Annotated in this window: 24 protein-coding genes; 6 read left to right on the top strand and 18 right to left on the bottom strand. The window is 41.1% G+C overall.

Translation table 11 applies throughout. From position 1 onward, the window contains the following. Nucleotides 1-105: 105 nt before the first annotated feature. Entirely contained in the window at nt 106-732 is a 627-nt protein-coding gene (locus IGI67_RS13520; protein WP_429958049.1) for a DUF1054 domain-containing protein, read from the bottom strand. Between the two features lie 281 nt (nt 733-1,013). Between IGI67_RS13520 and IGI67_RS13515 the strand changes: the two genes are divergently transcribed. Further along, nucleotides 1,014-2,021, top strand: a complete 1,008-nt coding sequence (locus tag IGI67_RS13515) for an alcohol dehydrogenase catalytic domain-containing protein (RefSeq protein ID WP_429958048.1) — start codon at nt 1,014-1,016, stop codon at nt 2,019-2,021. A gap of 269 nt (nt 2,022-2,290) precedes the next feature. Continuing rightward, nucleotides 2,291-3,022, top strand: coding sequence for an MIP/aquaporin family protein (locus IGI67_RS13510; protein ID WP_207107231.1), 732 nt, complete (start codon nt 2,291-2,293; stop codon nt 3,020-3,022). A gap of 56 nt (nt 3,023-3,078) precedes the next feature. Here IGI67_RS13510 and IGI67_RS13505 read toward each other — a convergent pair whose 3' ends face one another. The 3 genes from IGI67_RS13505 to IGI67_RS13495 form a co-directional block, all read right to left on the bottom strand. Continuing rightward, nucleotides 3,079-3,330 carry a hypothetical protein gene (locus IGI67_RS13505; RefSeq protein ID WP_429958047.1) on the bottom strand — a complete coding sequence of 84 codons (252 nt, stop codon included), beginning with the start codon at nt 3,328-3,330 and terminating at the stop codon, nt 3,079-3,081. A 109-nt stretch (nt 3,331-3,439) separates the two neighbouring features. After that, nucleotides 3,440-3,904 (bottom strand): VOC family protein, encoded by a 465-nt coding sequence (locus tag IGI67_RS13500; RefSeq protein WP_429958046.1) that lies wholly within the window; start codon nt 3,902-3,904, stop codon nt 3,440-3,442. Between the two features lie 57 nt (nt 3,905-3,961). Continuing rightward, a complete protein-coding gene (locus IGI67_RS13495; RefSeq protein ID WP_429958045.1) occupies nt 3,962-4,795 on the bottom strand; it encodes a helix-turn-helix domain-containing protein in 834 nt (277 codons plus the stop codon). A 187-nt stretch (nt 4,796-4,982) separates the two neighbouring features. Here IGI67_RS13495 and IGI67_RS13490 point away from each other — a divergent pair, with 187 nt between their 5' ends. After that, the gene (locus tag IGI67_RS13490; protein WP_207107227.1) at nt 4,983-5,234 is read left to right on the top strand and encodes an AbrB/MazE/SpoVT family DNA-binding domain-containing protein; all 252 of its coding nucleotides are present in this window, start codon (nt 4,983-4,985) and stop codon (nt 5,232-5,234) included. Then, nucleotides 5,234-5,551, top strand: coding sequence for a type II toxin-antitoxin system RelE/ParE family toxin (locus IGI67_RS13485; protein ID WP_429958646.1), 318 nt, complete (start codon nt 5,234-5,236; stop codon nt 5,549-5,551). Before IGI67_RS13490 ends, IGI67_RS13485 begins: the two co-directional genes overlap by 1 nt. Before the next feature lie 56 nt (nt 5,552-5,607). On the opposite strand, the gene gltX is transcribed toward IGI67_RS13485, so the two are convergent. The 3 genes from gltX to IGI67_RS13470 form a co-directional block, all read right to left on the bottom strand. Continuing rightward, nucleotides 5,608-7,119, bottom strand: coding sequence for a glutamate--tRNA ligase (gene gltX / locus IGI67_RS13480; RefSeq protein WP_429958044.1), 1,512 nt, complete (start codon nt 7,117-7,119; stop codon nt 5,608-5,610). A 76-nt stretch (nt 7,120-7,195) separates the two neighbouring features. Further along, on the bottom strand, nt 7,196-8,572 hold the full coding sequence (locus IGI67_RS13475; protein WP_207107225.1) for a glutamate decarboxylase: 1,377 nt from the start codon (nt 8,570-8,572) through the stop codon (nt 7,196-7,198). A 150-nt stretch (nt 8,573-8,722) separates the two neighbouring features. Next, the gene (locus tag IGI67_RS13470; RefSeq protein ID WP_207107224.1) at nt 8,723-10,198 is read right to left on the bottom strand and encodes an amino acid permease; all 1,476 of its coding nucleotides are present in this window, start codon (nt 10,196-10,198) and stop codon (nt 8,723-8,725) included. A gap of 520 nt (nt 10,199-10,718) precedes the next feature. On the opposite strand from IGI67_RS13470, the gene IGI67_RS13465 reads away from it, so the two are divergent. Continuing rightward, entirely contained in the window at nt 10,719-12,227 is a 1,509-nt protein-coding gene (locus IGI67_RS13465) for a helix-turn-helix domain-containing protein (protein WP_429958043.1), read from the top strand. 278 nt (nt 12,228-12,505) lie between these two features. Here IGI67_RS13465 and IGI67_RS13460 read toward each other — a convergent pair whose 3' ends face one another. The 6 genes from IGI67_RS13460 to IGI67_RS13435 all read right to left on the bottom strand — a co-directional run bounded on the left by IGI67_RS13460 (nt 12,506) and on the right by IGI67_RS13435 (nt 17,544). Then, nucleotides 12,506-13,288: a hypothetical protein gene (locus tag IGI67_RS13460; protein ID WP_429958042.1), complete on the bottom strand. Its 783-nt coding sequence runs from the start codon at nt 13,286-13,288 to the stop codon at nt 12,506-12,508. Further along, entirely contained in the window at nt 13,285-14,184 is a 900-nt protein-coding gene (locus IGI67_RS13455; RefSeq protein ID WP_429958041.1) for an ABC transporter ATP-binding protein, read from the bottom strand. The genes IGI67_RS13460 and IGI67_RS13455 overlap by 4 nt, the downstream gene beginning before the upstream one ends. Before the next feature lie 13 nt (nt 14,185-14,197). After that, on the bottom strand, nt 14,198-14,662 hold the full coding sequence (locus tag IGI67_RS13450; protein ID WP_429958040.1) for a helix-turn-helix domain-containing protein: 465 nt from the start codon (nt 14,660-14,662) through the stop codon (nt 14,198-14,200). Nucleotides 14,663-14,992: 330 nt separating this feature from the next. Further along, on the bottom strand, nt 14,993-15,943 hold the full coding sequence (locus tag IGI67_RS13445) for a Gfo/Idh/MocA family protein (RefSeq protein ID WP_429958039.1): 951 nt from the start codon (nt 15,941-15,943) through the stop codon (nt 14,993-14,995). A 68-nt stretch (nt 15,944-16,011) separates the two neighbouring features. Next, complete coding sequence (locus IGI67_RS13440) at nt 16,012-16,626, bottom strand: TVP38/TMEM64 family protein (RefSeq protein WP_429958038.1); 615 nt, start codon at nt 16,624-16,626, stop codon at nt 16,012-16,014. A gap of 45 nt (nt 16,627-16,671) precedes the next feature. Beyond that, entirely contained in the window at nt 16,672-17,544 is an 873-nt protein-coding gene (locus IGI67_RS13435; RefSeq protein WP_207107220.1) for an alpha/beta hydrolase fold domain-containing protein, read from the bottom strand. Between the two features lie 115 nt (nt 17,545-17,659). Here IGI67_RS13435 and IGI67_RS13430 point away from each other — a divergent pair, with 115 nt between their 5' ends. Further along, a complete protein-coding gene (locus IGI67_RS13430; protein ID WP_207107219.1) occupies nt 17,660-18,670 on the top strand; it encodes an acyltransferase family protein in 1,011 nt (336 codons plus the stop codon). A 22-nt stretch (nt 18,671-18,692) separates the two neighbouring features. Here the strand turns inward: IGI67_RS13430 and IGI67_RS13425 are convergent, their stop codons facing one another. The 5 genes from IGI67_RS13425 to deoB all read right to left on the bottom strand — a co-directional run bounded on the left by IGI67_RS13425 (nt 18,693) and on the right by deoB (nt 23,796). Further along, a complete protein-coding gene (locus IGI67_RS13425; RefSeq protein ID WP_429958037.1) occupies nt 18,693-19,880 on the bottom strand; it encodes an iron-containing alcohol dehydrogenase in 1,188 nt (395 codons plus the stop codon). Between the two features lie 122 nt (nt 19,881-20,002). Then, nucleotides 20,003-20,743 (bottom strand): alpha/beta fold hydrolase, encoded by a 741-nt coding sequence (locus tag IGI67_RS13420; RefSeq protein ID WP_429958036.1) that lies wholly within the window; start codon nt 20,741-20,743, stop codon nt 20,003-20,005. Nucleotides 20,744-20,868: 125 nt separating this feature from the next. Further along, nucleotides 20,869-21,576 carry a purine-nucleoside phosphorylase gene (gene deoD / locus IGI67_RS13415; RefSeq protein WP_429958035.1) on the bottom strand — a complete coding sequence of 236 codons (708 nt, stop codon included), beginning with the start codon at nt 21,574-21,576 and terminating at the stop codon, nt 20,869-20,871. A 60-nt stretch (nt 21,577-21,636) separates the two neighbouring features. Continuing rightward, on the bottom strand, nt 21,637-22,455 hold the full coding sequence (locus tag IGI67_RS13410; RefSeq protein ID WP_429958034.1) for a purine-nucleoside phosphorylase: 819 nt from the start codon (nt 22,453-22,455) through the stop codon (nt 21,637-21,639). Nucleotides 22,456-22,623: 168 nt separating this feature from the next. Beyond that, nucleotides 22,624-23,796: a phosphopentomutase gene (gene deoB / locus IGI67_RS13405; RefSeq protein WP_429958033.1), complete on the bottom strand. Its 1,173-nt coding sequence runs from the start codon at nt 23,794-23,796 to the stop codon at nt 22,624-22,626. Between the last annotated feature and the right edge of the window lie 22 nt (nt 23,797-23,818).

Here is a 23,818-nt window from a genome sequence, read left to right as displayed (position 1 = left end):
CTAACCAATCCTCCTAACTATTTCTTTTCGCCTTCGCCGGATAAAAAAAACAGCGAAAAATTCGCTGTCCAGCTCATACTAATTATAAAAGATTAAAAATGTCCCCTAATTTTCCACCTGTGCAAAACTTGCTTGATTGGCTAATTGATAGATTGGTACCAATTGTCGATAGGTCTCCAGCATAAATGCTTGCGCTGCTTCAGGTGTTTTCCACATCGGATCTTCTTTTTTAATGATTCGTCCGATCTGAAACTCTCCCTTTTTCACATCACGAAATCTTTTCAACAGCCGCTCTGTGCTTTCTGGTGATAACTCCTCCACTTTAGGCTTCGTGTGATCACCGGATAAAACAAAATCTGGGGATAACCCAGTGAACGCCTGCGGATTATCCAGCAGTGTTTGTGCGATCGCCTGCTCATTTTTCGGCTGATCAATGCAGGAAAGCCACATAAAAACATACTCCGGCCAGATTCCCAGCTGGAAGTGGGGCTCCATCTTATAGCCGCGTTTTTGCCGACTTAAGGCTGACCACGTATTTTCTGGTGGATAAGTCGTACGACGACGATGCTGAGCAATGTGGATAAACAATGACTCATCCAACAATGGCTCCAGCATTTGTTGAAACACTTCATCTAATTGTTGAAAAGTCGGCTGAATCTCCTTGCGAATAGCAGCCATTCGCTCATCCAATCCGTCAACTTCAAAAACCTCAAAACTTTTTTCAGTGAACATGTTATTCCCCCTGCTTCTTTATTTTTTGCTCAATAAATCAATTCTACCTATCTTAGGTCAGGCTCACAAGCTAAGTGCAAATAATTTCTGCGTGAAACAGCTGCGACTTTTTCCTTCTTCTGCGCTTTTGACAAATAACTCGTTGAAATTTTGATAAAACCGCGGAGTTCTTTTGATATTTTAAAGAAATTATTTCCCTCTCTTTGTTAAATCAAGTATATTATAAGTAGCCATTTTATTATTGGATATTCAGAAAGTTATTTCTGAGGAGGGTAAAACGAATGATTTCAGACGCGATTGGGTTCGAGAAAAAATTTCGTTTAAAAGAAGACAAAAAATTTGAACACTACAAAATCATGCTCCCAAAATTACGGGAAAATGATGTCATGATAAAAATTTCCGCTATTTCTATCAGTACCTTAGACACTCAGATTCGCCAAACAATTAAAGGGTCGAAAAAACCCTATATTTTAGGCTTCGGCGGCGTGGGAATCATTACACGCCTAGGCAGCAGCAACCCGCGATTAAATGTCGGTGATCGGGTATTGTACGTAAACAAAGTGGGAAAATACGGCAGCTACAGCAATTTCCAGATTGCGGATATTCGTTCCATCGTGAAATTACCGGACTCTTTTCCTACAGATGAGGCAGCTGCTTTTTCCTACAGCTTTTTCTTAGCCTTTGAAGTACTGTTCAAGCAGCTGGAATTAATACCAAAGCCCGGGAAAAACCAAGGGAATCTGCTGATTTTGAATACGTCTGACGGGCTGGGCGCCACCATCATCCAACTAGCTAAGTGGGCTGGCTTGAAGGTCGCGGCGACGATCAACAAAAACAATTCAGAAATTTGGATCAAAAATATGGGCGCCGATGTCGTATTCTCACAATCGACGCATCTATCAAGAGAACTGAACGGCGCTGAAATGACACCCGTTGACTACGTGATCAACTTGGATACCGAAAAGGAAAAAAGCTTCGACCACCTTGCTGAATTCAAGGACACTGCCAATGTTTTACTCCTGCATTTCACTAAAAAGAAAAACAAGAATTTTGATCCAGACTATCTGAACTTTTACTGCGAAGAATTCTTGGAGGCTTCCTTTGCCAGCGAAGAAGGCATTGAGTATTCACGGAAAATCATGGAGCTGCTGGTCTATTTATGGGAAAAGGATCAGTTAAAATCGATTTTGACAGCGCAGCTGAATGGTTTTTCAGATAAAAATTTCTATGGTGCGCATAAGCTGATTGAAAACAATCCAAACTTTCGCCACCTCGTGTTAATAAACTAGAAATCTCGTTCAATTGAACGGGATTTTTTTATGTTCAAACTCCTCAGAACAATTCTCTCCTGCTGTGAACTTCAGGATATGCAGATTTGTTTAATCACTTTTTTTGCTAAAAATCAGTGTGAAGCTGCTTGAATAACCAGCGTTGTCATTTCTTATAGAAATTTTCCGCTTTTCTGAGGTTAACATTTGCTAATTACAAAGAATGGGCTTAAGATATAAAATGAAATTTTCATTTACATTTTCATTTCAATTATTCTTAGGAGGTTTTTATGGATTATTCACTGACTACTCGGTTAGCAGCTGAGTTCTTGGGGACTGCTTTGTTAGTAATGCTGGGAAATGGCGCAGTTGCCAATGTTGATTTAAGAGGAACAAAGGGTTACGGCAGTGACTGGATGTTGATTGCCGTAGGCTATGGATGCGGGGTCATGATTCCTGCAATGATTTTTGGCGGTATCAGCGGCAACCACATCAACCCGGCGTTTACAATTGGTTTAGCGGTTAGCGGCCTGTTCCCTTGGGCGGAAGTTTTGCCTTACATCGTCGTTCAATTTCTTGGCGCAATGGTTGGTCAACTAGTCGTAGTAGCCAGCTACAAACCTTATTACGATCAAACAGAAGACAAGCTGCATGTTTTAGGAACCTTTTCAACGATTAATAGTGTTGGTTCTAAATTCAACGGATTCGTAAATGAGTTCTTCGGCTCATTCATTTTATTCTTTGGTGCACTTGGCATTACCAAAGCACCCTTCTTCCAAGATAATTTGGGAACAGCGCATTTAGCGTTAGGGTTCTTGGTTTGGACATTAGTCGCATCCTTTGGCGGACCAACTGGACCAGGTTTGAATCCTGCTCGTGATTTAGGCCCTCGGATCATGCATGCCTTATTGCCATTGAAAAACAAAGGCGATTCACAATGGAGCTATTCTTGGGTGCCGGTTTTAGCACCGATCATTGCTTCAATCGTAGCGATTGCACTTTATAAAGCATTATTTATTTAAACAAAAACACGACCGCAAAAATCATGCGATCGTGTTTTTTATACTAGCTTTAATGATCAGTCGACGATTACTCCTTTGTCCCGTCGCTTTTCCTTCATCAATAGGTCCTTTTCCAAATCGATCGAAACAGGTTTGGGTTCAGCGACTACGACCAGAATATCTTCATTGTTCTTATTCTTGATTTCTTTGATCCCGACATGTTGCTGTCTATCTTCAAGCGTAAAGTTTTGCATCGCTTGCTGTTCATTTTTTACAGGATCGATAAAATCATTTGGCTGGATCGGCGGCACGATATCATGTTCATTCATTGCGACTACCTCCAAAAGAATTTTCTTATTAAGGTCATTTTACGCATATCTTTGGTGTCTTGCAACTTCCTTCGCAGGTCCCAGCACCTTTTTCCAGCCTTACTCGCTGCTAATCAGTCCCAATCTGTTGAACAAATTCCACTGGAAACATTGTTTTTTCAGCGGTCTCTTCCACTGACAGCCCTTGAGCTAAGAAGCGCTTCACGACACTTGCCATACTTTCGGAGACCTCCACAATATACTTGTCAAAATCATAAAATCGCATCACTCGTTGTCCCCAAGGATACTCTTTGCTGTGGTGCAGAAACTCGATGCCGTCGACTTTTGAAAGCCGCTCTTCCCACTTATCCAAATCCTCAACTTCAAAATAAAGCTGAAAATTATCCGGCTGCTCCTTTGGATTCAAGGGAACACCAAGCAGCCCTTCATAATCGGCCTGCAAAGAAAAGCCGCTCTCAAAGGATACATGGATATTATCCAAATCCATCGCTATTTTTTGTTCCATGACCCCTTCATAAAATTGCTTCGATTTTGTCATATCTTTCACTGCCAATAATATTCCGCTATAATTCATCGCTATCACCCGTCAGAGCCGTTACTCGACTCGCCTTTCTTTTTCTCAACTATACCTTTAGAACTTTGCGATTTCACTGTAAAAATCGGACATCTTTTGCTGATAGGCCTGCGGTGTATTTCCTGTTACCAGCTTAAAATCGCGATTGAAATGAGAAAAATCATAGTATCCAGCGGCTTCGTACGCCGTAGTAATATCTCCTTGCGGCTGATTCAGCAATCGAATCGTTTGATTGACCCGAACCAGTCGGGAGAAGGTTTTAGTGCTCATTCCCAGATACTCATTGAACAGCCGTGTTAAATGCCGTTCACTGTAGAATGCGGCATTCGACAACTCCTTTAAAGAAACATTCCCAGTTTGACGGATGATCGTTTTTGTTGCAGCCTTTAATTCTGGCGGACAATCTGCTAAAATGGCCGGCAAAAATAAGTGATCGATGCCAGTCAACAGCTCTTGAACGCTCCCTGCCGTTTCCAACAATTCCACTATTGCTCGATTCAGCTTAGGCTGGACTGCATCAAAGGAGAAGTTCTGATCAACAATTTCATTTTGCTTAAAACCTAAAAAGGAATATAGCCCAGCCGGTTGAAATTCCACGATAACTATTTGATCGAATGTCCCTGCTTGGTCGCCCACACACGCTGTCCTAGTAGCTGGACCAAATAGCCGACTGCTGAATACGTGATTTTTCAGAGCAACGGTCAACGTTGCACAGCCATGAGGAATGATCGTGTATTCTTCTGAAATCGTCTGTTTTCCTGGAAAAGTCAGCGTGTAGTTAGAGATATACTGCTGCAATGCCGCATGCGGCTTCACATACAAACAATCCCTATTCCGAAAAATGACCCGCTGATTCTGCGGATACAAAAACAGCGCTCTCTGATCAATCATCCTCTCACCTCTTTCATAGTAATGGTTCAATTTTAGTTAAAATCGATTGATTTTCATTCCGGATACCATTTTCATATTAATGGCTCTATTCTCATCATATCAATCCTTTTTTGAGTTGCAACTAGATAATCATAACTTTCTTAAACAGTTATAACATGTTATAATTTCGTAAAAAGAGGTGATCTGAATGGGAAAAATCAAAGTACGAAAGATCGGAAATTCCGTTGGGGGAATTTTTCCTAAAGAATGGGGATTACATGAAGGAGATATCTTGGATGTTAAAAAAGAGGGAAATTATTTCATCTTAGATGCCCAAGAAGTCGCAAAAAAGAAAGATCGTGCGTTAATCGAAGAGAGTTTTGCGGAGTTTAAAACAAATAATACTGTTTCTGAAGAAGAAATGACTACGCTCTTTGGCAAATATGGTTGGGGTGAATGATGGAGTCTTATCAGCTCGTTTATTCCGTCTCTTTTAAAGATAGTTTGATACAGATTATTTCAGAATGGGAAAACGATCTTTTTCTTTCAGAAGAAAAAATCAAACACTTCGTTCAATTAATTTATCGCTCACTAGAATTATTAAAACTATTTCCTAAAATGCATGAAGATATTTCTCCTTTATATAGTTTTGATATTCCGACGTATCGAATCTTAATTGGTCAAAGCTATGCACTCTTTTATCGAATTGATGAAGTGAACCATTCAATTCTAATTGGAAAAATCTTTAAACAGAAACAAATGCATCTGAAATTTTAAAGTCTAATGACTGGCAAAAAAACTGCGACTCTCAACGAGAATCGCAGTTTTTTACTTTATTTATTCAAAAAAGCCAATGCATTGTCGATCAAATGCTGCACGGTATCCTTCGGCATTACTGATAGAATATCTGTGATTTGCGGTGCAGATTTGCTGTCGGTGAATACGACATTCAATGGCATGTACAGCTTGCGTCCTTTTTGTCCAGTCGCTTTTTGAACAGCGGATATAATTGCTGAATAGTCCACGGGTGCTGTCGCATTTTTCAATTCTGCTGACATTGCAGTCAAAATTTGTTTGACACTTTCGCTATCAAATTCTGCCAAGTCGGTATAAGTGAAGGTCACTTGTTTGGCATTTTTGATAAACAAGATTTTTTCCATGAATGTCATCAAAGTCTTGGCTTCTGTATGATAGATATCCACGACTTTTTTTACAAAATCAAGGTCATTTTCGATCCCGATGGCTTTTAATTGTTCTGCTACTTCTGTTTCTGCGGCATCAACTAACAGCATGATCCGTCTTGTTAATTCTTCTACAGAAGTTTTTTTGATGTATTCAGCATTTGTCCAATCGAGTTTCTTTTGGTCGAAGTAAGCAGGCGATGCTGACATTCGGTTGATATCATAGGCTTCGATCAATTCATCTCGAGTGAACAGTTCTTTTTCTCCAACTGGTGACCAGCCAAGAAAAGCAATAAAGTTCAGCAGCGCTTCATTCAAATAGCCGTATTTACGGTATTGGCTGATGAATTGCAGCGTATTCTTGTCCCGTTTACTTAATTTTTTATGGGTATCCAAGCTATAGATCAGTGTGATATGACCAAATAGCGGTTGTGGGATACCTAGTGCTTCGTATACGGCGATTTGTTTTGGGGTATTCGCAATATGGTCATCCCCTCGTAAAACATGTGTCATCTTCATTAGGTAGTCGTCGATCACTACGGCAAAATTATAAGTAGCCATGCCGTTGCTTTTTTCAATGATAAAATCTCCACCGATATTGTCTGAGTTGAATTCCACGCGGCCTTTGATCATGTCGTTCCAACCATACACGTGGTTTTCAGGCAAATGCAGACGAACCGTAGATTTACGCCCTTCTGCTTCGGCTTGTTTGATTTGTTCTTCTGTCGCGCCATACCAGCGTCCATCATAATGAGGGGCGATTTTGGCTTCGATTTGTTGGTCATGTAATTCTTTCAATTCTTCTTCAGTCGCATAGTCGCGGTACGCAAGACCTGCGTCTAGTAATTGCTGTACGTATTTGTGATACAAGTTCACACGATCTTTTTGGTGGTAAGGGGCAAATTCAACTTTCGGTTTATCCGGACCTTCGTCCCAGTCGATACCTAACCAATGAAGATTCTCCATCTGGCTTTCTTCACCATGCGGAACATTTCTTTTCAAGTCAGTATCTTCGATTCGCAAAACCCAAGTGCCGTTATAATGCTTAGCAAACAGGTAGTTGAATAACGCTGATTGCGCATTTCCTAAATGTAAAAAACCTGTTGGACTTGGTGCGTATCTCACTCGTACGTCGCCGGTAACTTCTACTTTGTCTTTTTTCAATTTGATTCCCTCCAGTTTAAAAGCCCTAATAAAAAGGGTACTTTATCAGGGCTTTAATAACAGATGCTATTATAGGTTAAGATGCGTGATGAATCAAATGATTACTATTTAGATCGTCAATTGCACGATGTAAATCATCGATGAAATCATCACAGATAGCCATAGTCATAGCTGGGCGAACGACGATCCGACTGATGGTAACATCGTCAAGATCTTTTGGAAGTGGATAAGCAGGCACTTGCCAGCCATATTCTTTCAACTTGTCTTCTAAATCGTATAAATTCCAAGTTAATTCGATATTATCCGCAATTTTCCAGCAGTTGATTGGTAATTTTGACCCATCGTTAATGATATCAAAAATACCTAGCGCTTTTAATTCAGTATTAATTCGTTTTGATACTTCTCTTACATTGTTCATAATAGCTGTGAATCCTTCACGGCCAAAACGAATCAAATTGTAGTACTGCGCAACAATGTGTGCACCGCTATGAGAGAAGTTAATAGCGATCGAATCTACGCTACTGCCAAGGTAAGGCACAGCAAAACGCATTTCTGATGGTAAGTATTCTTCCGTATTTTCACGCCAAACAATCCAGCCAATCCCAGGATAAACCATCCCGTATTTATGCCCTGAAACATTGATTGATGCTACATTTTTCAAACGGAAGTCCCATGGTTTGAAACCATCAACAAATGGTGCGAAGAAGCCGCCAAATGCTGCGTCGACATGAATCTTAATTGGTAGTTGTGCCGTTTTGTTGTATTCAGAAACAAGTTCATCTAGTTTTTGAATATCGTCTACTTCGCCGGTGTAAGTAATCCCTTGGATTCCTACGATACCAATGGTGTTTTCATCCACATAATCCATAACGATGTCCGTATTTAATGACATATGGTTTTCATCCATTGGAACTTCCCGCATCTCGACATTCCAGTACGTACAGAATTTTTCCCATACAACTTGGAATGCAGACATGATAACTAAGTTTGGTTTGTGTTCATGCAAGTTGTCGATATCTAGACCTGCTGCTTTGGCACGGTGTTTCCAGCTGTGTAATAAAGCAAGACCGCCTAGCATACAACCTTCTGAAGAACCAACTGTTGAAGTTCCGATGAAGTCTTTGTATAATTCTTTGCCTTCACCAATATTCCACATATGTGCAATCATACTAATTGAATAGTTTTCCATTGCTGTGGTTTTTGGATATTCTGATTTGTCAATCGCATTCGTTTCAAGTGATCCAAGCATTAAGCGGTCCGCTTGTGGTTCCATTTGAGTGGTACAAAATGTTGCCAAGTTTTGATCGGCCTTTGCTTCATTTAAACGAATATGATTGACGAGCGTCTCGGCTGTGTCTGGGTTCATACCCTCATCAGGCAACACTTGTTTAGGCATGCTGCGAGCAGCTTCTTTACTTCCTAAAAATGAACTTTCTAAATAATCTGTATGCATGTTAAAAATCTCCTTAATTGAAATGGTCGTGCTAGTTTCTTAACTCTAAAATGAAGCGAATGCTCATTGTCTATGAAACTGGTCTTCTAAAACACAGGAGCATAAAATCAACAATAAGGATTCCTGGTTTATTCAACGTATAAAAACTTCTTAATGAGCTTGGTGATGTAAATCTCCAGATTTATCATGATGATGAAGTGTCCAGTTTCCATGGAATTGATACATAATCAATGGAATAAAGAAAACAACAACAAACGCGGTCAACAGCAATGTTAGATACGTATGTTTTTGCTGTGCACTGTAAGCAGCTGGTGGGAAGAATGTTACGATAAACCCGAATGCTGATAAAACGAGACCCAAAACACCCATGATGACACGCATTACTTTTGATTTTGCGGCACGGAATGTCCGATTCAAATCGTCATGTTTGAATACTAAAACCAAATAAGTAACGAACATCAGCATATACATTAAGGTATACAATGCAACGGTCAAACTCATCGCTGTTTGGAATGAAAGATTTGATTTATCGCCGCCAGCACCGAAAGTCAATAGTGCAGCCATGATCGAAACGATCACACCTTGCAAGACCATAACATTCGTTTCAACGCCGTAAGCATTCGTTTTTGCGAAACGTTCTGGCAAATACCCCTCTTTAGCCGCTTCGTACATCCCAGCATTTGGTCCAACGACCCAGCTGCTGATTTCGCCGATGATTCCGATCGCAAGTAATAGCCCAATTAAACGTTCAATAAAGACAACATTGATCCATGGAAATTGTTGGACCAAAGCCCCATAAGCATAAACAATCCCTGTACTTAATTGGATTTTAGCGTTTGGAATCGTGGCTCCGATTGAGATTGTTCCGATAATATCAGATGCAATCGCACAAATTGCCAAAGCCATCATGACTTTAGGATAAACAGAAGGTTTCTTTAAATCTTTTACGTGAGTCGCTGATCCTTCAGCACCCGCAAAGGCTAAGATAAATGGAACAAATCCAACTAATACATTACCGCTCCAGCTTGATGGCAGGATCGTATGCGGATTGATTTTGATCAGCATTGGATTGCCCTTAACCAAATAAGTGATCGTTAAAAACAATAATAGAAAGACTGGAATAATGACACCAATCGTAAAACTCCATTGCGCGATTTTTCCTGTGATCTTTGTTCCTCGTTGTTGTGCGAAGATCAAGCCCCACAAGATGACCATCATAATGATGAATTTGAACAATGGATTCGTATTGATAACTGGAACATTGAACGTGATTGATAAACAACCAATGATGAAATACATCATGGTACACATACCAACAGTAATATGGATCCATTGATAAAATAGTGCTGACCAACCAAGACGTTCCCCTAACATGTGACGTCCCCAAGTAAAGATCCCGCCTTTGCTCCAACCATCGATCGAAGCCATTTCACCAGCGGAACGTGTTACGGGAATAAACCATAGAATACCTGCTAAAAATAGAAAGAACAAAGCTGTTGGTCCTTGTTTAGCAAAAGCCGCAAACCCGTAGACAGTCATGACCATTGAAGTAGTCATTGAGAACAATTGAACACCTGTAAGCTGGTTATGATCGCTTAAAGAGGTGGTCTTCTCTTCGTTATTCATTTGTGACACATCCTTTAAATTCATTGCAATCGAAGTGCGCACTTCCGAACTACAGCCATCATAATAGCCTTATATAAATCAAAGTCAAACCGTGTTTCAGCCCTCTATTAGAAGGTTTATTAAAAGAAATACTCCCATCATAATGGCAGAAACCCTTTATTCATCGCCACTTTCTCTCGTCTTTTCTCACAATATAAAAACACTTTTTAAGAAAAAAAGAAAAAGGTCTGAATTGTGCAGCAAATCACCGCAAATTTTTGGAACAAACCGTCCCTTTTTTTGCAGCAAATGATAGACCTCACAAATAAAGCCTAAAAAAAAGAGAATCCTCGCAGACATCTCTAAATCAACTTTCACATAGTCCTTAGTCCTCCTTTAATGCTGTCCCCTTATACTGTTGAACTTGGAGGATGCCAATCGGTCCGTTTTCGCCTGTGAAGAAAATGGTATGCGGCATGAAAATCAGACGAGTTCTATCTATTAAAAATGAATCCCTATTATGAAAAAGGAGTGTTCATTCATGAGCATTGATGTATTATTGGATTTTGAAAGTCAGGCGCTTTTCGCTATTTTCACTTATTTAAAAGAGAATCCCGGCTTCCACGATATCAATGAAATCTCAGAGCAAGTCGGCTTTGAGAAACGAACGACATTAAAATATTTGGACCGCTTAACGGTACTGTCCGATGAGGTGGGCAAACGAATCGGCTCTGCCCCTCTTGTTCTCTCAGATCGAAGCTACCAAATCATTCAAAGCAGCTACGCTGAAAATAAAGAATTATCCTTAGCCATCTATCATATTTCCATCAAGATCGAGCTGCTTGAAGGTCTGCTGCTAAACAAAGAAAATACCATGGATTCTTTGATGGATACCTATAATTTAAGCTATTCGACCTTGAAAAAGGATGTGTATGAGGTCCGGGATTTCCTTAAAGAAGCGAATATCGATCTTCATATCCGAAATGGCGAGCTGGTATTATCCGGGCTGGAGCCAACCATTCGCCTGTTCTTTTTGAGTTTCTTTTGGCAGCTGTACGGCGGTTATGGTCACCCCTTCAATATTGAAAACTCACCAGAGAAAAATTTTATTTTTGAGAAGCTTAGTTTTTTATTAGCCGATCAAATCGATCCCATCACCAAGGTTCAATATGACTATCTAGTAGACATTACACTGATTCGCTATTTAGCCGATCAAAAGATCAAAAACAATGAACTGCCGATCGAGTCGATCCTCATTGGGAACGAATTCGTCCAGCATTTCGATTTTATTACTGAAGAAAATGTGCTGGCCTATCCAAATTTCAAAGATGAATTGTGCTTTATGCTATTATTCCTACAATCAAAAATGGTCTTTTATCGAAACAATAAATTCTATCAAGCGCTTAAAAAGTACCACAAAGAAATCGACTCCAATATTTATCAAGCCAATCAGTTTTTCTTTCAGAATATCGGCCTGCTCTTTAACCACTTCCAATTTGACTATGAGGAGTTGGAAAAGGAGCTGTATGTCATTCACACACGACTATTATTCAAAAGCTTTTACAACTATGTACCGATCGGCGAGCATTACAATCTTTATCCCGAGGACATGGCAATCGTTCAAGAAAACCTACGCCTGCGTTTTGAAACCATTTGTCCGCGAAATAGTTTGATCTATTCCCAGCTTGACTATGCGATCTTTCTTTACGCGGCCTTGAGCATCGCCAATGAATTTATGACAGAATACGAATTATCGATCTTCATCGACGATTCAAAGGGCGAGTTCAATTCTATTTGGCTAAAAAAATTCTTTACGAAAAGTACTGGCGGTCTAGTCAAATTGAACTTTGTTGATCCTAATCGTTTTTTACTGGCAGATGAATCCGTCGATTTGATCATCAGTACCAATAAATTCTTCCCAGTCCAAAATAGTAAAAACAAGCCGATCCTCTTTTTGGAGTGCAAAGACAAGTATGAAGACTTGAAAAATTTTCAAGCGATGGTTCGAAAAATTATGATTCAAAAAAATAAACAGCCGCAATTAAACTAAAATTACGCACAGTTTCAGAGCATAAATCTAACTTTTTGTTCATTTCAGAGAATGAGCCGGCTAAACTGCCGCTTGGCTGATAAACGTCCTCGAAAGTAAAAACTACTTTTATGCTATACTGTCCTCAGTTAGTTTCTCTTTCCAAAATTAAAAACTAACTGACAAAGACGATCGACCGACATATTCGATCGTCTTTTTTGCCTCTTAAAAAGCTCCTCTAAACTGGGCTCCCCCCTAGCAAAACAACCTCCTAGAAAAATATCTAAGAGGTTGCACGTTTATAATTCACTTTTGCGGAATATGAGCCATGAAATACCCGCCATTAACAAAATGAAGCAGCTATTTATTAAAACCCGTTGGAAGAAAAATTCATTGGAAAGACCCAAGACCATTTTAGCGGGATTCAGATAAAATGGTGTAAAAGACAATCCATCTTTTACAGTGCTGTTCAACGAAGCCACCGGACCTAATAAAAGCAGCAGCAAGTATGAAGAGGCTAACACCGAAACTGAACGCCTCAATAAAAAAACAAACGGTATTGTGATCGATAATTGACCAGCCATCGTAAATGCACTTAAGAAAAATAATTTGCTGATATTCAATAGTGTCTCAGTATTTAACTGAAGCGAACAATTTTCTGCCGCAAATTTTAGCGGTACCGTCTGGATGAATGCCACGGCAGAGATCGATGAAGCACCAAAAAAAATACTGCCCGCAACATACGGCAAGTAGAGTAGAAAAGCAAACAAGATTAAGATGAGTATTTTATTCGCAATAATTTGTCCGCGTTTTTTCCCAGAACCAATCGCTTGCTCAATCGCTTTTTCATCAAAATCCCGACACAGATATATCCCCACAAAAATACATCCTAATAAAGAAATCATTTGTGTATCTGAAAAGAAGGAAGCAAGCTGAAGTATCGAGCTTTTCTCGATGTCTTCCGCCACAATATGAGCACTGACAAACATGAACACACTGCTGAAACAAGCAAAGAAAAATAATACAAACAATACCGATGAGTTTCGTGCTTTAAAAAAATCAGCTTTCATCAAATCAATCATCTGCTATCGCTCCCAACTAATGATAAGAAATATTCTTCCAAGGTATCCTCTTGCTCGACAAATGTCACCGGTAAAATATTTTCTGCGAATAGGTTTCTCATGACCTGCTCCGGCTCTTCATATTGATAAAGATATACCTCCTGATTTTTCTGGATCGCATATTCACCCTTAAGATACGTTTTTGTGATCACCTGCTGGAGCTTTTCCGATTGCTTCGAAGCTATCCGTAAATAGTGCTGCGTTTGTTTATCCAATGCATTTAAACTGACCTGATTAATGATTTTTCCTTTATGGATGATAATATATTCCGTTGCTAGTTGATACATTTCAGGCAAATTATGACTAGACAGCAAAATCGTCAACTGTCTATCTTCCAGCAAATTTCTTAGAAGTGAGCGAATCTCTACGACACCTACTGGATCAAGTCCATTGGTGGGTTCATCTAAAATCAACAGCTTAGGCTCATTCAACAATGCGATAGCGATCCCTAAACGCTGCTTCATTCCTAAAGAGAAATTTTTTGTTTTCTTTTTACCGGTATTCTCCAAGCCAACCTCCAGCAAAAGTTGATCAATCATTTGTTCATCCTTACGAATCCCCTTCAATTTGCCAAAATAGAACAATGTTTCTTTTGCCGTCAAATCACCCACGATAGCCGGTGCTTCGATCATCACACCGATTTTTTCCCGCTCCTTTTGTGTAGGCTTCTTTTTACCGAAAAGCGTAATAGTGCCGCTTGTAGGAAAGCTGAGTCCCGCAATCAAACGCATAATTGTTGTTTTCCCCGCACCGTTCTTACCAATCAAGCCATAAATCTCCCCGCGTTTCAGTTCGATCGAGACCTCCTCCAACGCCGTAAACTTCCCATATCGTTTCGTTAATTGATTCGTTTCCAAGAGTATCTCCATTCTAATCACTTTCCTCACTTCTCAATTGTTCCAGCAAAACATTTGAAAACCCCAGAAATAATTTTGCTGGAACCAATGCTAAACCAAATGATTCTGGTGTTTCATCGCCCAGCAAAACAAAATTATCCCCTTTGCTAATATTAAAAATATCCCGTGCGTCTTTTGGAATCACGATTTGACCTCGCTCTTGTACTTTTACTATTCCAAACATATGCTTACCCTTTGGCGGAATTTTTGTACCAGCAGTCTCTTCATTAAAAGATACCAAATCATTGATCGTAACATTATACAAATCAGCAAGTGATAACGTATTGACTAAATCTGGAATCGATTCTCCCGTCTCCCATTTCGAAACTGCTTGCCGTGTGACACCTAATTTTCCAGCGACTTCTTCCAAGGTGTAATGATATTGTCTTCGTAAAAAGCATAAATTTTTATCAATCATCAGTTCATTCAACTTTTTCATATTATTCCAACCTCCTTATTTAGGAGTTTAGCAGGAATATCGCTTCAAACAACCAATCAGGACAGACGAAAGATGTTCGTTTTAGTTACCTTCCGGCAAACCAAAAAACCCCTCTTAGAATAAATTCTAAGAGGGGTTCACCAGTATCAAAAATTTGATAGAAAGGTTCTTCGTCCACTAAGCTTCTTTCCGACACCCTGAAATCCGACAGGTGACTTGCGTCCTTGTGCCTCTGGTATCGAAGGATCATTTTTCAGATCCACTCGACTCGTCGCATGAGACAAACTATAGCACATCCATGTAGCCTTTGACAATCACTTTTGATTGTTTTTATAGATTGCTTTTATAGATTGCTTCAGTCATCGCTACTGTTTTTAAGGTCAGCTCCTTTGTGACAACTGGACTTTCTAGCCGTCCTTGCTTCAAACACGCATTCACATGATCCACTTCAAAAACAAACTCGCTGTTCTGGCTGCTATGCAATGTTTCCCGCTGGCCATCCAGATACTCAATCTCAGCAGTGTCCGTCTTCCAAAAATCAGGAACAATGATTTTGCCCTTGTCCCCATAAATGATCATCTGTTTGGGTAAATCTAAATCAACCGTCAAAAAGATGGTGCCCAACACGCCATTGGGAAAGCTCAATGTTACTTGTGCCTGAGCATCCGATTGCCCTTCTGGAAAAGTCAACGTTCCCTTGAACTCAGCTGGCGAGGTCTTTAGTAAATGCTGCATGTATTCTAACGGATAGGTTCCCGCACCGCGAAAGATGCCGCCACCCGCACTCAGATCACGAAACCAAGAAATATGATCAATGTTGGGATACGCCGTTACCGAGTCCAACCATCGAACGGCACCGATTTTTCCCGCTTGAATGATTTGCTGAATTTGATCGGTGATTGGCAAAAAAAGAGCTTTTTGAGCTTCCATCAAGAACAGTTTGCGTTCTTCGGCGATCGTAAATAGCTCTTCTGCTTGTGCAAGCGTCATAGTAAAAGGCTTTTCCAACAAAACATGCTTATGATTCAATAATGCCAATTTTGCCGCTTCATAATGTGCCTTATTATAGACCGCCACATACACGATATCGACATCTTCGCTTTGACACAGCTCTTCATAGCTGCCAAAAGCATTGGGAATGTCTAATTCCTGCGCCATTTTTTGGGCCTTTTCGATTCCTCGCGAGGCGATCGCTGAAACGGTGCCTTCCTTACTCTCTTTTACTCCCGCCACAAAACGCGGAACCACTTGTGCGGTACTTAAAATCCCATAATGAATCATGCTATTTCCTCCCAAACACTATAATAAAGAACTGATTTAAAAAAAATCAGTTCTCTTTCTTGATTATTCTAAAGACCAGTCAATGTTTTGTTCAAGACAAACAGACAGAAGTAGCCATATGCTCCCACAGACCAAAGCTTAAATAGCAAAATGATCTTCAGGTACTCCCGAAAAGAAAGATCGGTCATTCCCGCCACCAGACACGTCAGGTCGTCTGGTAAGAATGGAAAAATGAAGCAAATGATCAACAATTTCTTGATGTCCTGTGTATGCCCCTGTAAAGTCGCTTCAAATTTTTGAAAATTCTTCTCAGACAAAACAAGACGGGCAAACTTTGGACCAAAGCGTCGTACCAATAAGAACAGGCCGATTTCTCCTATTACCAGTCCAATATAACTATATATAATCCCAGGAATATTGCCAAACATCAGCATTCCAACAATCGTCGCAATCCCACCAGGCAGAAAAGGAATGATCGGCTGGATCGCTTGCACGACGATGAAGGCTACAATAGCAAAGTTACCAAAATTCCTGATAAAATGCTGCAGATCCGCTACCGAGCTAAACATCCCGGAGCGTCGTGTGTAGATCAATATAAAAACAAACGCCGCTAAACCAATGACAGGCAGTATTTGGATTACCTTCTGCTGCCATGGCGCGCGTGAACGTGATTTTTGTGCCATCCTTCCCCTCCTATCAAGTGTATTGCTTCTAACAAGAAGCAGCCATTACTGGTAAAACTCCCCGATTTGATCAACATACGGGAGCGATTCTTTCAATGGGTAAACGACAAAATCATGCATCATGCCTTCTACCACTTCCAAATGCATGGTTGTTTTCTGACTGCGCTTGATCCGATCCTTTAGACGTAATACATCCGGATACAGAATTTCATCTGTTCCTGCCACTACCAATAATTCACCCAAATCATCGAAATTTCCGTAGATAGGTGAAACCATTGGGTCTGTTAAAGGCAGCTCGCCGGCATAGTTCTCGCCTGCTTCAGCTAACAGATCTTTTTCCAACAGGACGTCCTTTTCTTGAAGCTCCTGTGAACGCGGGTCGCTTAAGGAAGCATCCAGCCAGGGTGACGCCAATGCCATTTTTTTTGGGCGTTTCGGCAGAGCAATATTGCGCAGATGCTGAGCCAAACTCATTGCCAAGCCGCCGCCTGCGGAATCACCAAACAAGAAAAAGCAGTCATCCGGATACAAATAAGTTAATTGTCTAAAGGCCATCTCCGTTAAAGGCACGGTTTTCTCCGCCGTATTTTCCGGTGCCAGAGGATAATCAAAGTAACTAACTTTTAGATTATAGCGCTTAACGAACCGTTCTTGGATCTCTTTATGAAACGGGGAAGCCTCTAATGCATAACCGCCCCCATGCAGATAGAACACATGGCGCTTCGTCGGGTGTCCGGGAAATAACGTGATCAACTGATGCCCATCGATCTCTGTGATTTTTTGTGGGATATCCGTTTGAGAAAGCTGACGAGTAATTAGGCGTCGCCGCTTTGGCGGAGCGACCATCGTTGCCCCTACAAGTTTTTTCATATTGATCACTTTAAAAACATTTTTGACAAATTTCGCTGAATAGCGCATCGCTGTATCCTCCAAATAATTCCAAGATAATCCCATAGAACTCGACTTTTCATGCTACAATAGACAAAGTAGACCATCATAGTCTGCTTCTTAAGCATAACGGAATCTGAAGGAGGTGTCCACAATCACAAAACCGAATCGCGAATACCTTTTCGACAATATTCGGGGAATCTTGATTTTGCTCGTGGTCTTAGGACACGCATTGGAATATTTTCGTTTAGATAACAAGATCGGAGAGTTTCTCTACGTCTTTATCTACCTATTCCATATGCCCGTTTTTATCTTTATTTCTGGTTATTTCTCAAAAAAATTAGCCAAAGGCCGCTCCACTGCGGTGGAAACCTTCCTAGTGCCTTATCTGCTGTTAAATCTAATTTTAACGCTGATCATGTTGGCTATCGGTAAAATCGATCAATTCATGATCCTGAGTCCGGGTTGGACCCTTTGGTACTTATATTGTATGTTTATCTGGCGTTTATTGCTACCAGACCTCGTAAAAGTACGAAGAATCTTAATTTTAAGCTTTATTGTCGGGATTTTTTCGGGTTTCCTGACTGAGTTTGGAACGTATATGGCAATGGCTCGAACCTTGGGCTTCCTGCCCTATTTCTTAGCCGGCTATTTCACCACACCAGATCATGTTGCCCGCATCCGCAAGGTTCCTTTTAGAAAGGCTATCAGTTTTGGCATCATTATCTTTGGGATCGTGAATGCCTATTTTTGGACAAAAAACAATTTGCCGCCGGAGCTTTTATGGCGGGATCGGGCTTATGCTTTCTTTCCTGTCCCTTTACTGCAAAACCTGTTAACGATTATCTTTTTATACGTGATAGGATTTGCGTTTATCTTTGTTTTTCTGGCCCTGGTCAACAACAAGCCGCATTTTTTCACAAAATGGGGACAGCGGACCTTGGCGATCTATCTGCTCCATGTCTATCTAGTGTCGCCCTTAGTAGAATTCACACAATTCGAAAAAAATCCGGCACTTCATTTGGCTCTCTTAGTGGCTGGCAGCGTCTTTATCACTTATCTTCTGTCCCATCCAAAAGTTTCAGAGATCCTGCAAAAAACACTTGCTCGGATTTTACATTTTATTATGCCAAATAAAAACGGCGACTCGTCATGAGTCGCCGTTCTGTTATTCTCTGTTATTCAAAAGTGCTTTCTGTCAGACACGCTGTATAGATTTCTTTGACTGCTGCTTCGTCCAACGGAACAAAGGCATCCGTTTTGATCGTGCTGTGATCAACGGCTTGCTTCGCCATTTCGTCAAATTTTTCCTCATCAATGCCGACTTCAGGCAACGTCATCGGAATACCGCAAGCTTTAAAGTAGTCGTATAATTTTTGGATACCGATGCGGGCCGCCAGCATCGGAACCTTTTCTTCAACATTCCAGACATTCCATGCAAAGTTTGCGAATTTATCGACCGTCTCATCATTTAAGGCATATTCCATCCAACGGGGGGTTAAGATCGCCAAACCGACACCATGAGTAATATCGTAAAAAGCACTTAACTCATGCTCCATCGGATGACACGACCAAGCACCTGGCTTGCCGTTTCCAGTCAAGCCGTTTAAGGCCAGCGTACTAGCCCACATCAAGTTGGCACGAGCATCATAATCTTCCGGATAGTTCAATGCGATCGGACAATTTTTGATTACTGAACGCATCAAGCCCTCCGACACAGAATCCTGTACGTCTGTTCCTTCTGTGCGTTTGAAATAGTTTTCGATCAAATGGCTCATGATATCCGCAGAGCCTGCAGCAGTTTGATATTTATTGACACTGAAGGTATTTTGCGGATCTAAGAAAGAAACTTTAGGCAGCATCGCTTTACTGCCGGTTCCTAATTTTTGATGTGTTGAAAGATTGGAAATCACAGCTCCACTGTTCATTTCACTGCCGGTTGCAGCAAGAGTCAAGATCGTCACTAATGGCAATGCCCCGCCTTGATATTTACGACGTTGCAGTACTAAATCCCAAGCATCCCCATCAAATTTTGTAGCTGCCGCGACGACCTTCGCACAATCGATCGTTGAACCGCCGCCGACTGCTAAAACCACATCGACATTTTCTTTCCGGCAAATCTCAGCACCGCGACGCACCGTTTCAATCCGCGGATTTGGTTCCACGCCAGCTAGTTCAAAGACTTCATTGCCATTCGCCTTCAGCTGCTCCATCACCTTATCGTATAAACCGATCTTCTTAATGCTTCCGCCGCCATAAACGATCAGCACTCGTTTGCCAAATTGGTTCAATACTTCCGGCAGCTCAGCCAAACGATCTTTCCCAAAGCGGATATCTGTCGTGACATGAAAATCAAAATTCTCCATTAAAAATTTCCTCCCTGTTCTCTTCTATTCATTTATCATAAGCCAAATTTTTATAGAATGAAACCAACTTCACTTGATTTTGCCAGATTTGACCGATTAGTAGACGGTTTCCTTCAAAAGAATCAGTTCCGCAAATGATCTGCAAAAAATTCCGTGATCTGATCCATCGTAGCGATCTGGACGAAATGTCGTTCCTCCGCACTGATGAAAGTAATATTATCCTGCTGGTTCGCTTCGACAAAGTCAGACGTGTGCTGGTAAGGAACCTTTTCATCCTTTGTCCCATGCCAGAAAAATAATGGGCGTCCCGCTACTTTTTTCGGTGTTAACGATAGGTCATAGTTCTCCAGCCAGGAAGTCAACTGGTGATAATCCTTAGGTAAATAAAAACCTAACTCGCCAGCATGCATACTGATTCGGTCCCGATAGCTGATTGGTGCGGGAGACCCCATCACACAAGCAGCGACATTAATCTCCGGATGCTGCGTCAACAGCATGCAGGTCGTGATTCCCCCCATTGAGATCCCTCCGACACCAATTTGTCCCATCACCAATCCAAGATTTTCAAAATAATCGATCAGATAACCAAACTCGTATAGATTTGTTTGGATGCTATCCCAAAAAGTCAGCGAAGGAATCTCTGAAGTTTTCGTTTTACGTTCGCCGTGATTCGCCGCATCTGGCAACAAGACCCGAAAATTCTTTGCCGCCAGCTTCCGCCCTTGTGTCAGCACCAACTCCTTAGCCGTTTGCCAGCCATGATAATAAATGATTAAGGGCAGCGGTTCATAAATCTTATCTTCCGCAACAATCTCCAGCAAAGGTATATTCCCTACCATGCGTTTTCGTACAACAAGTTTCATTTTTGAGCCTCCTGTAGTTTCTTTCCATCTATTATACCGAATATTTCTTGATTCATTGTCCAGTAAACTTGGGAACAAGCTGATAAAACAACCGCCCTTCACAATTGAAGGACGGTTTCTCAAATTTATTTCGCAATAAGCGTTTCTAATCCAACATACATCATGTCTTTAAACGTATTTTGGCGTTCTTCCGAGGTTGTTTCTTCACCAGTCACCATATGGTCGCTGACTGTCATAATGCCTAGTGCTTGAACATTGAATTTCGCACCCAAGTAATATAGGATCGCTGCTTCCATTTCAACACCTAAGACACCGTATTCCGCTAATTTGAAGGTTGGTGCTAAATCATCCTTGTAGAAGGTATCTTCTGACAACACATTTCCAACATGAGTGGTAAAGTCTTTTTCCTTCGCCACTTCATAGGCCTTCATCATCAGATCAAAATCAGCGATCGGTGCAAAGTGGAAGTCTGGGAAATGTTTCTTCACCATTGATGAACTTGTCACTGCACCTTGAGCAATAATCAAGTCACGAACATGCACGTCCTCTGACAACGCTCCGCAAGTTCCTACACGAATCAATTTTTTCACACCATAAGATTGGATCAGCTCTTGTGCATAGATCCCAGCAGATGGCATCCCCATTCCTGTACCTTGAACGGAAACGCGCTCACCTTTATAAGTTCCTGTATAACCTAACATCCCGCGCACGTTGTTATAGCATTTCGCATCCTCTAAAAAATTCTCCGCGATAAATTTTGCCCGCAACGGATCTCCCGGCAGCAAAATTTTATCTGCGATCTCCCCTTGTTTCGCTTCGATATGAACGCTCATTGTATTCCTCCTCATAATAGTGGATTGATTTTCATTACGTTTATTATAGTAATAAACTTTCTATAAAACTGCCAATGTTTCTTTGATCAATTTTTTGAAGTCTTCCTTAACACGTTCCGTCGTTTCCACCACTTCTGCATGATTCAAATTCGCCTGCATGCCCGCGGCTAAGTTGGTAATACAAGAAACGCCTAAAACGTTCATTCCGCTATGTGCCGCTACAATTACTTCAGGAACAGTTGACATGCCTACAGCATCAGCACCCATTGCACGAGCCATGTGAATCTCTGCTGGTGTTTCATACGTTGGGCCAGTGAAGCCCATATAAACACCTTCTTGCAAACCGATTGCTAGTTTTCCAGCAACCTCCCGTGCTTTGTCCTGATAGTCCTTCGTATACGCCGCACTCATATCTGGGAAGCGTGGCCCCATATTTTCATCATTTGGTCCAATCAAAGGATTCGTTCCCATGAAATTGATATGGTCTGTGATCAGCATTAAATTCCCTGGTTGGAAGCCTTCATTCACACCGCCAGCCGCATTTGTCACAACCACTGAATGGATACCCAGCGCAGCCATGACACGAACCGGGTAAGTCACTGTCTCCATCGTATTTCCTTCATAGTAATGGAAACGACCTTGCATCGCCAAAACATTTTTACCAGCCAAGCGGCCATAAACTAATTGTCCAGCATGTCCAACCACTGTTGAAACAGGGAAATGTGGAATCTCATTGTACGGGATCACTACAGGGTTTTCAATCTCTTCAGCCAATTCGCCCAAGCCAGATCCTAAGATCAAACCAAACGCAGCGTCTGCAACTCCTTTGTCCTGGATGTAACTAGCCGTCTGTTGAATTTTTTCTTGTAAGTCTGTCATAAAATCCTCCTATTTCTTATTAATAAATCTAATTCTCGCCATATATATTATCAAACTATCCTCTTTTAACATTGTTCCAGAAAATGGTCGGCTAAGCGACTTGCCTCAAATGAACAATAAAAAGCTGGATGTGCTTCCTTTTTTTGGTGTCTAACTATTTCCTGTTTCTTACTTTAATAATTTAAGGAAGCTTTCACCGTTTTCAGTTGCAGGCACGTCGAAGTTTTCCGCAATCGTCGCCGCAATATCTGAATAATAGCCCTGCGGCAATTTTCCTTGTGCCGCCATTTTTTTACTATAAACCAAAAATGGGACATATTCACGCGTATGGTCAGTTCCTGTAAATGTTGGATCATTCCCATGATCGGCAGTAATCATCAATAAATCGTCATCCTGCATTGCTTCCAAGATTTCTGGAATCCGCAAATCAAATTCTTCGATCGCATGAGCATAACCCACCACATCGCGGCGATGACCAAACAAAGCATCAAAATCAACCAAGTTCGTAAAGCTCAAGCCGGTGAAGTCCTTCTTCATTACATCCAATAATTTATCAACACCGTCCATATTGCTCTTCGTGCGAACGGCATCTGTGATTCCTTGTCCGTTGAAAATATCATTGATCTTACCGACAGCGATCACATCTTTACCGTTGTCCTTCAATGAATCCAAGACCGTTTTTCCAAATGGATCAAGTGCGTAGTCATGTCGATTGCTGGTACGAGTGAAGTTGCCAGGTTCGCCTAAGTAAGGACGAGCAATAATTCGTCCGATCATATAAGGATCATCCTTCGTGATATCACGGACATACTGACAAATCTTATACAATTCTTCCAACGGAATAATCTCTTCATGAGCAGCGATCTGCAATACAGGATCTGCAGAAGTATAGATAATCAAGTCGCCAGTCTTCATTTGTTCTTCGCCAAAATCAGCAATAACTTCCGTTCCGCTGTATGGTTTGTTGGCACCCATGATAATACCGCGGCCGGAAAACTCAGAGATTTTATCTAACAATTCTTGCGGGAAGCCCTCTGGGAACACGCGGAAAGGTGTTTGGATGTTCAAACCAGCAATTTCCCAATGGCCAGTCATCGTATCTTTCCCAACAGAGATTTCTTCTAATTTTGTCGCATAGCCATCATGATCTGCGACAGCCTCTACGCCTTTTAATGGACGGATCGTCCCCAAGCCAAGCTGCTCCAAATGCGGAATAGTCAATCCAGCTTTTTCAGCAATATGACCTAATGTATCTGAACCAACATCTCCAAATTTTTCAGCATCTGGTGCTTCTCCGATACCAACAGAATCCATAACGACTAAGTGAATGCGCTTAAACATTTCTATTCCCTCTTTCTATTGA

Origin of the sequence: Enterococcus sp. AZ196 (genome assembly GCF_050498845.1) — a bacterium.
GTDB lineage: Bacteria > Bacillota > Bacilli > Lactobacillales > Enterococcaceae > Enterococcus_A > Enterococcus_A murrayae.
This window is presented reverse-complemented; position numbering and strand designations above follow the sequence as displayed.

Excerpts from the sequence above, each read along its gene's own strand:
- IGI67_RS13490 (WP_207107227.1), top strand. The coding sequence starts at position 4,983 with ATGGGAAAAATCAAAGTACGAAAGATCGGAAATTCCGTTGGGGGAATT.
- IGI67_RS13425 (WP_429958037.1), bottom strand. The coding sequence starts at position 19,880 with ATGGAGAATTTTGATTTTCATGTCACGACAGATATCCGCTTTGGGAAA.
- deoD (WP_429958035.1), bottom strand. The coding sequence starts at position 21,576 with ATGAGCGTTCATATCGAAGCGAAACAAGGGGAGATCGCAGATAAAATT.
- IGI67_RS13520 (WP_429958049.1), bottom strand. The coding sequence starts at position 732 with ATGTTCACTGAAAAAAGTTTTGAGGTTTTTGAAGTTGACGGATTGGAT.
- IGI67_RS13470 (WP_207107224.1), bottom strand. The coding sequence starts at position 10,198 with ATGAATAACGAAGAGAAGACCACCTCTTTAAGCGATCATAACCAGCTT.
- IGI67_RS13410 (WP_429958034.1), bottom strand. The coding sequence starts at position 22,455 with ATGACAGACTTACAAGAAAAAATTCAACAGACGGCTAGTTACATCCAG.
- IGI67_RS13515 (WP_429958048.1), top strand. The coding sequence starts at position 1,014 with ATGATTTCAGACGCGATTGGGTTCGAGAAAAAATTTCGTTTAAAAGAA.
- IGI67_RS13465 (WP_429958043.1), top strand. The coding sequence starts at position 10,719 with ATGAGCATTGATGTATTATTGGATTTTGAAAGTCAGGCGCTTTTCGCT.
- IGI67_RS13445 (WP_429958039.1), bottom strand. The coding sequence starts at position 15,943 with ATGATTCATTATGGGATTTTAAGTACCGCACAAGTGGTTCCGCGTTTT.
- IGI67_RS13420 (WP_429958036.1), bottom strand. The coding sequence starts at position 20,743 with ATGAAACTTGTTGTACGAAAACGCATGGTAGGGAATATACCTTTGCTG.
- IGI67_RS13450 (WP_429958040.1), bottom strand. The coding sequence starts at position 14,662 with ATGAAAAAGTTGAATGAACTGATGATTGATAAAAATTTATGCTTTTTA.
- IGI67_RS13440 (WP_429958038.1), bottom strand. The coding sequence starts at position 16,626 with ATGGCACAAAAATCACGTTCACGCGCGCCATGGCAGCAGAAGGTAATC.
- IGI67_RS13495 (WP_429958045.1), bottom strand. The coding sequence starts at position 4,795 with ATGATTGATCAGAGAGCGCTGTTTTTGTATCCGCAGAATCAGCGGGTC.
- IGI67_RS13485 (WP_429958646.1), top strand. The coding sequence starts at position 5,234 with ATGGAGTCTTATCAGCTCGTTTATTCCGTCTCTTTTAAAGATAGTTTG.
- IGI67_RS13500 (WP_429958046.1), bottom strand. The coding sequence starts at position 3,904 with ATGAATTATAGCGGAATATTATTGGCAGTGAAAGATATGACAAAATCG.
- IGI67_RS13435 (WP_207107220.1), bottom strand. The coding sequence starts at position 17,544 with ATGCGCTATTCAGCGAAATTTGTCAAAAATGTTTTTAAAGTGATCAAT.
- IGI67_RS13510 (WP_207107231.1), top strand. The coding sequence starts at position 2,291 with ATGGATTATTCACTGACTACTCGGTTAGCAGCTGAGTTCTTGGGGACT.
- IGI67_RS13475 (WP_207107225.1), bottom strand. The coding sequence starts at position 8,572 with ATGCATACAGATTATTTAGAAAGTTCATTTTTAGGAAGTAAAGAAGCT.
- deoB (WP_429958033.1), bottom strand. The coding sequence starts at position 23,796 with ATGTTTAAGCGCATTCACTTAGTCGTTATGGATTCTGTTGGTATCGGA.
- IGI67_RS13460 (WP_429958042.1), bottom strand. The coding sequence starts at position 13,288 with ATGATTGATTTGATGAAAGCTGATTTTTTTAAAGCACGAAACTCATCG.
- IGI67_RS13505 (WP_429958047.1), bottom strand. The coding sequence starts at position 3,330 with ATGAATGAACATGATATCGTGCCGCCGATCCAGCCAAATGATTTTATC.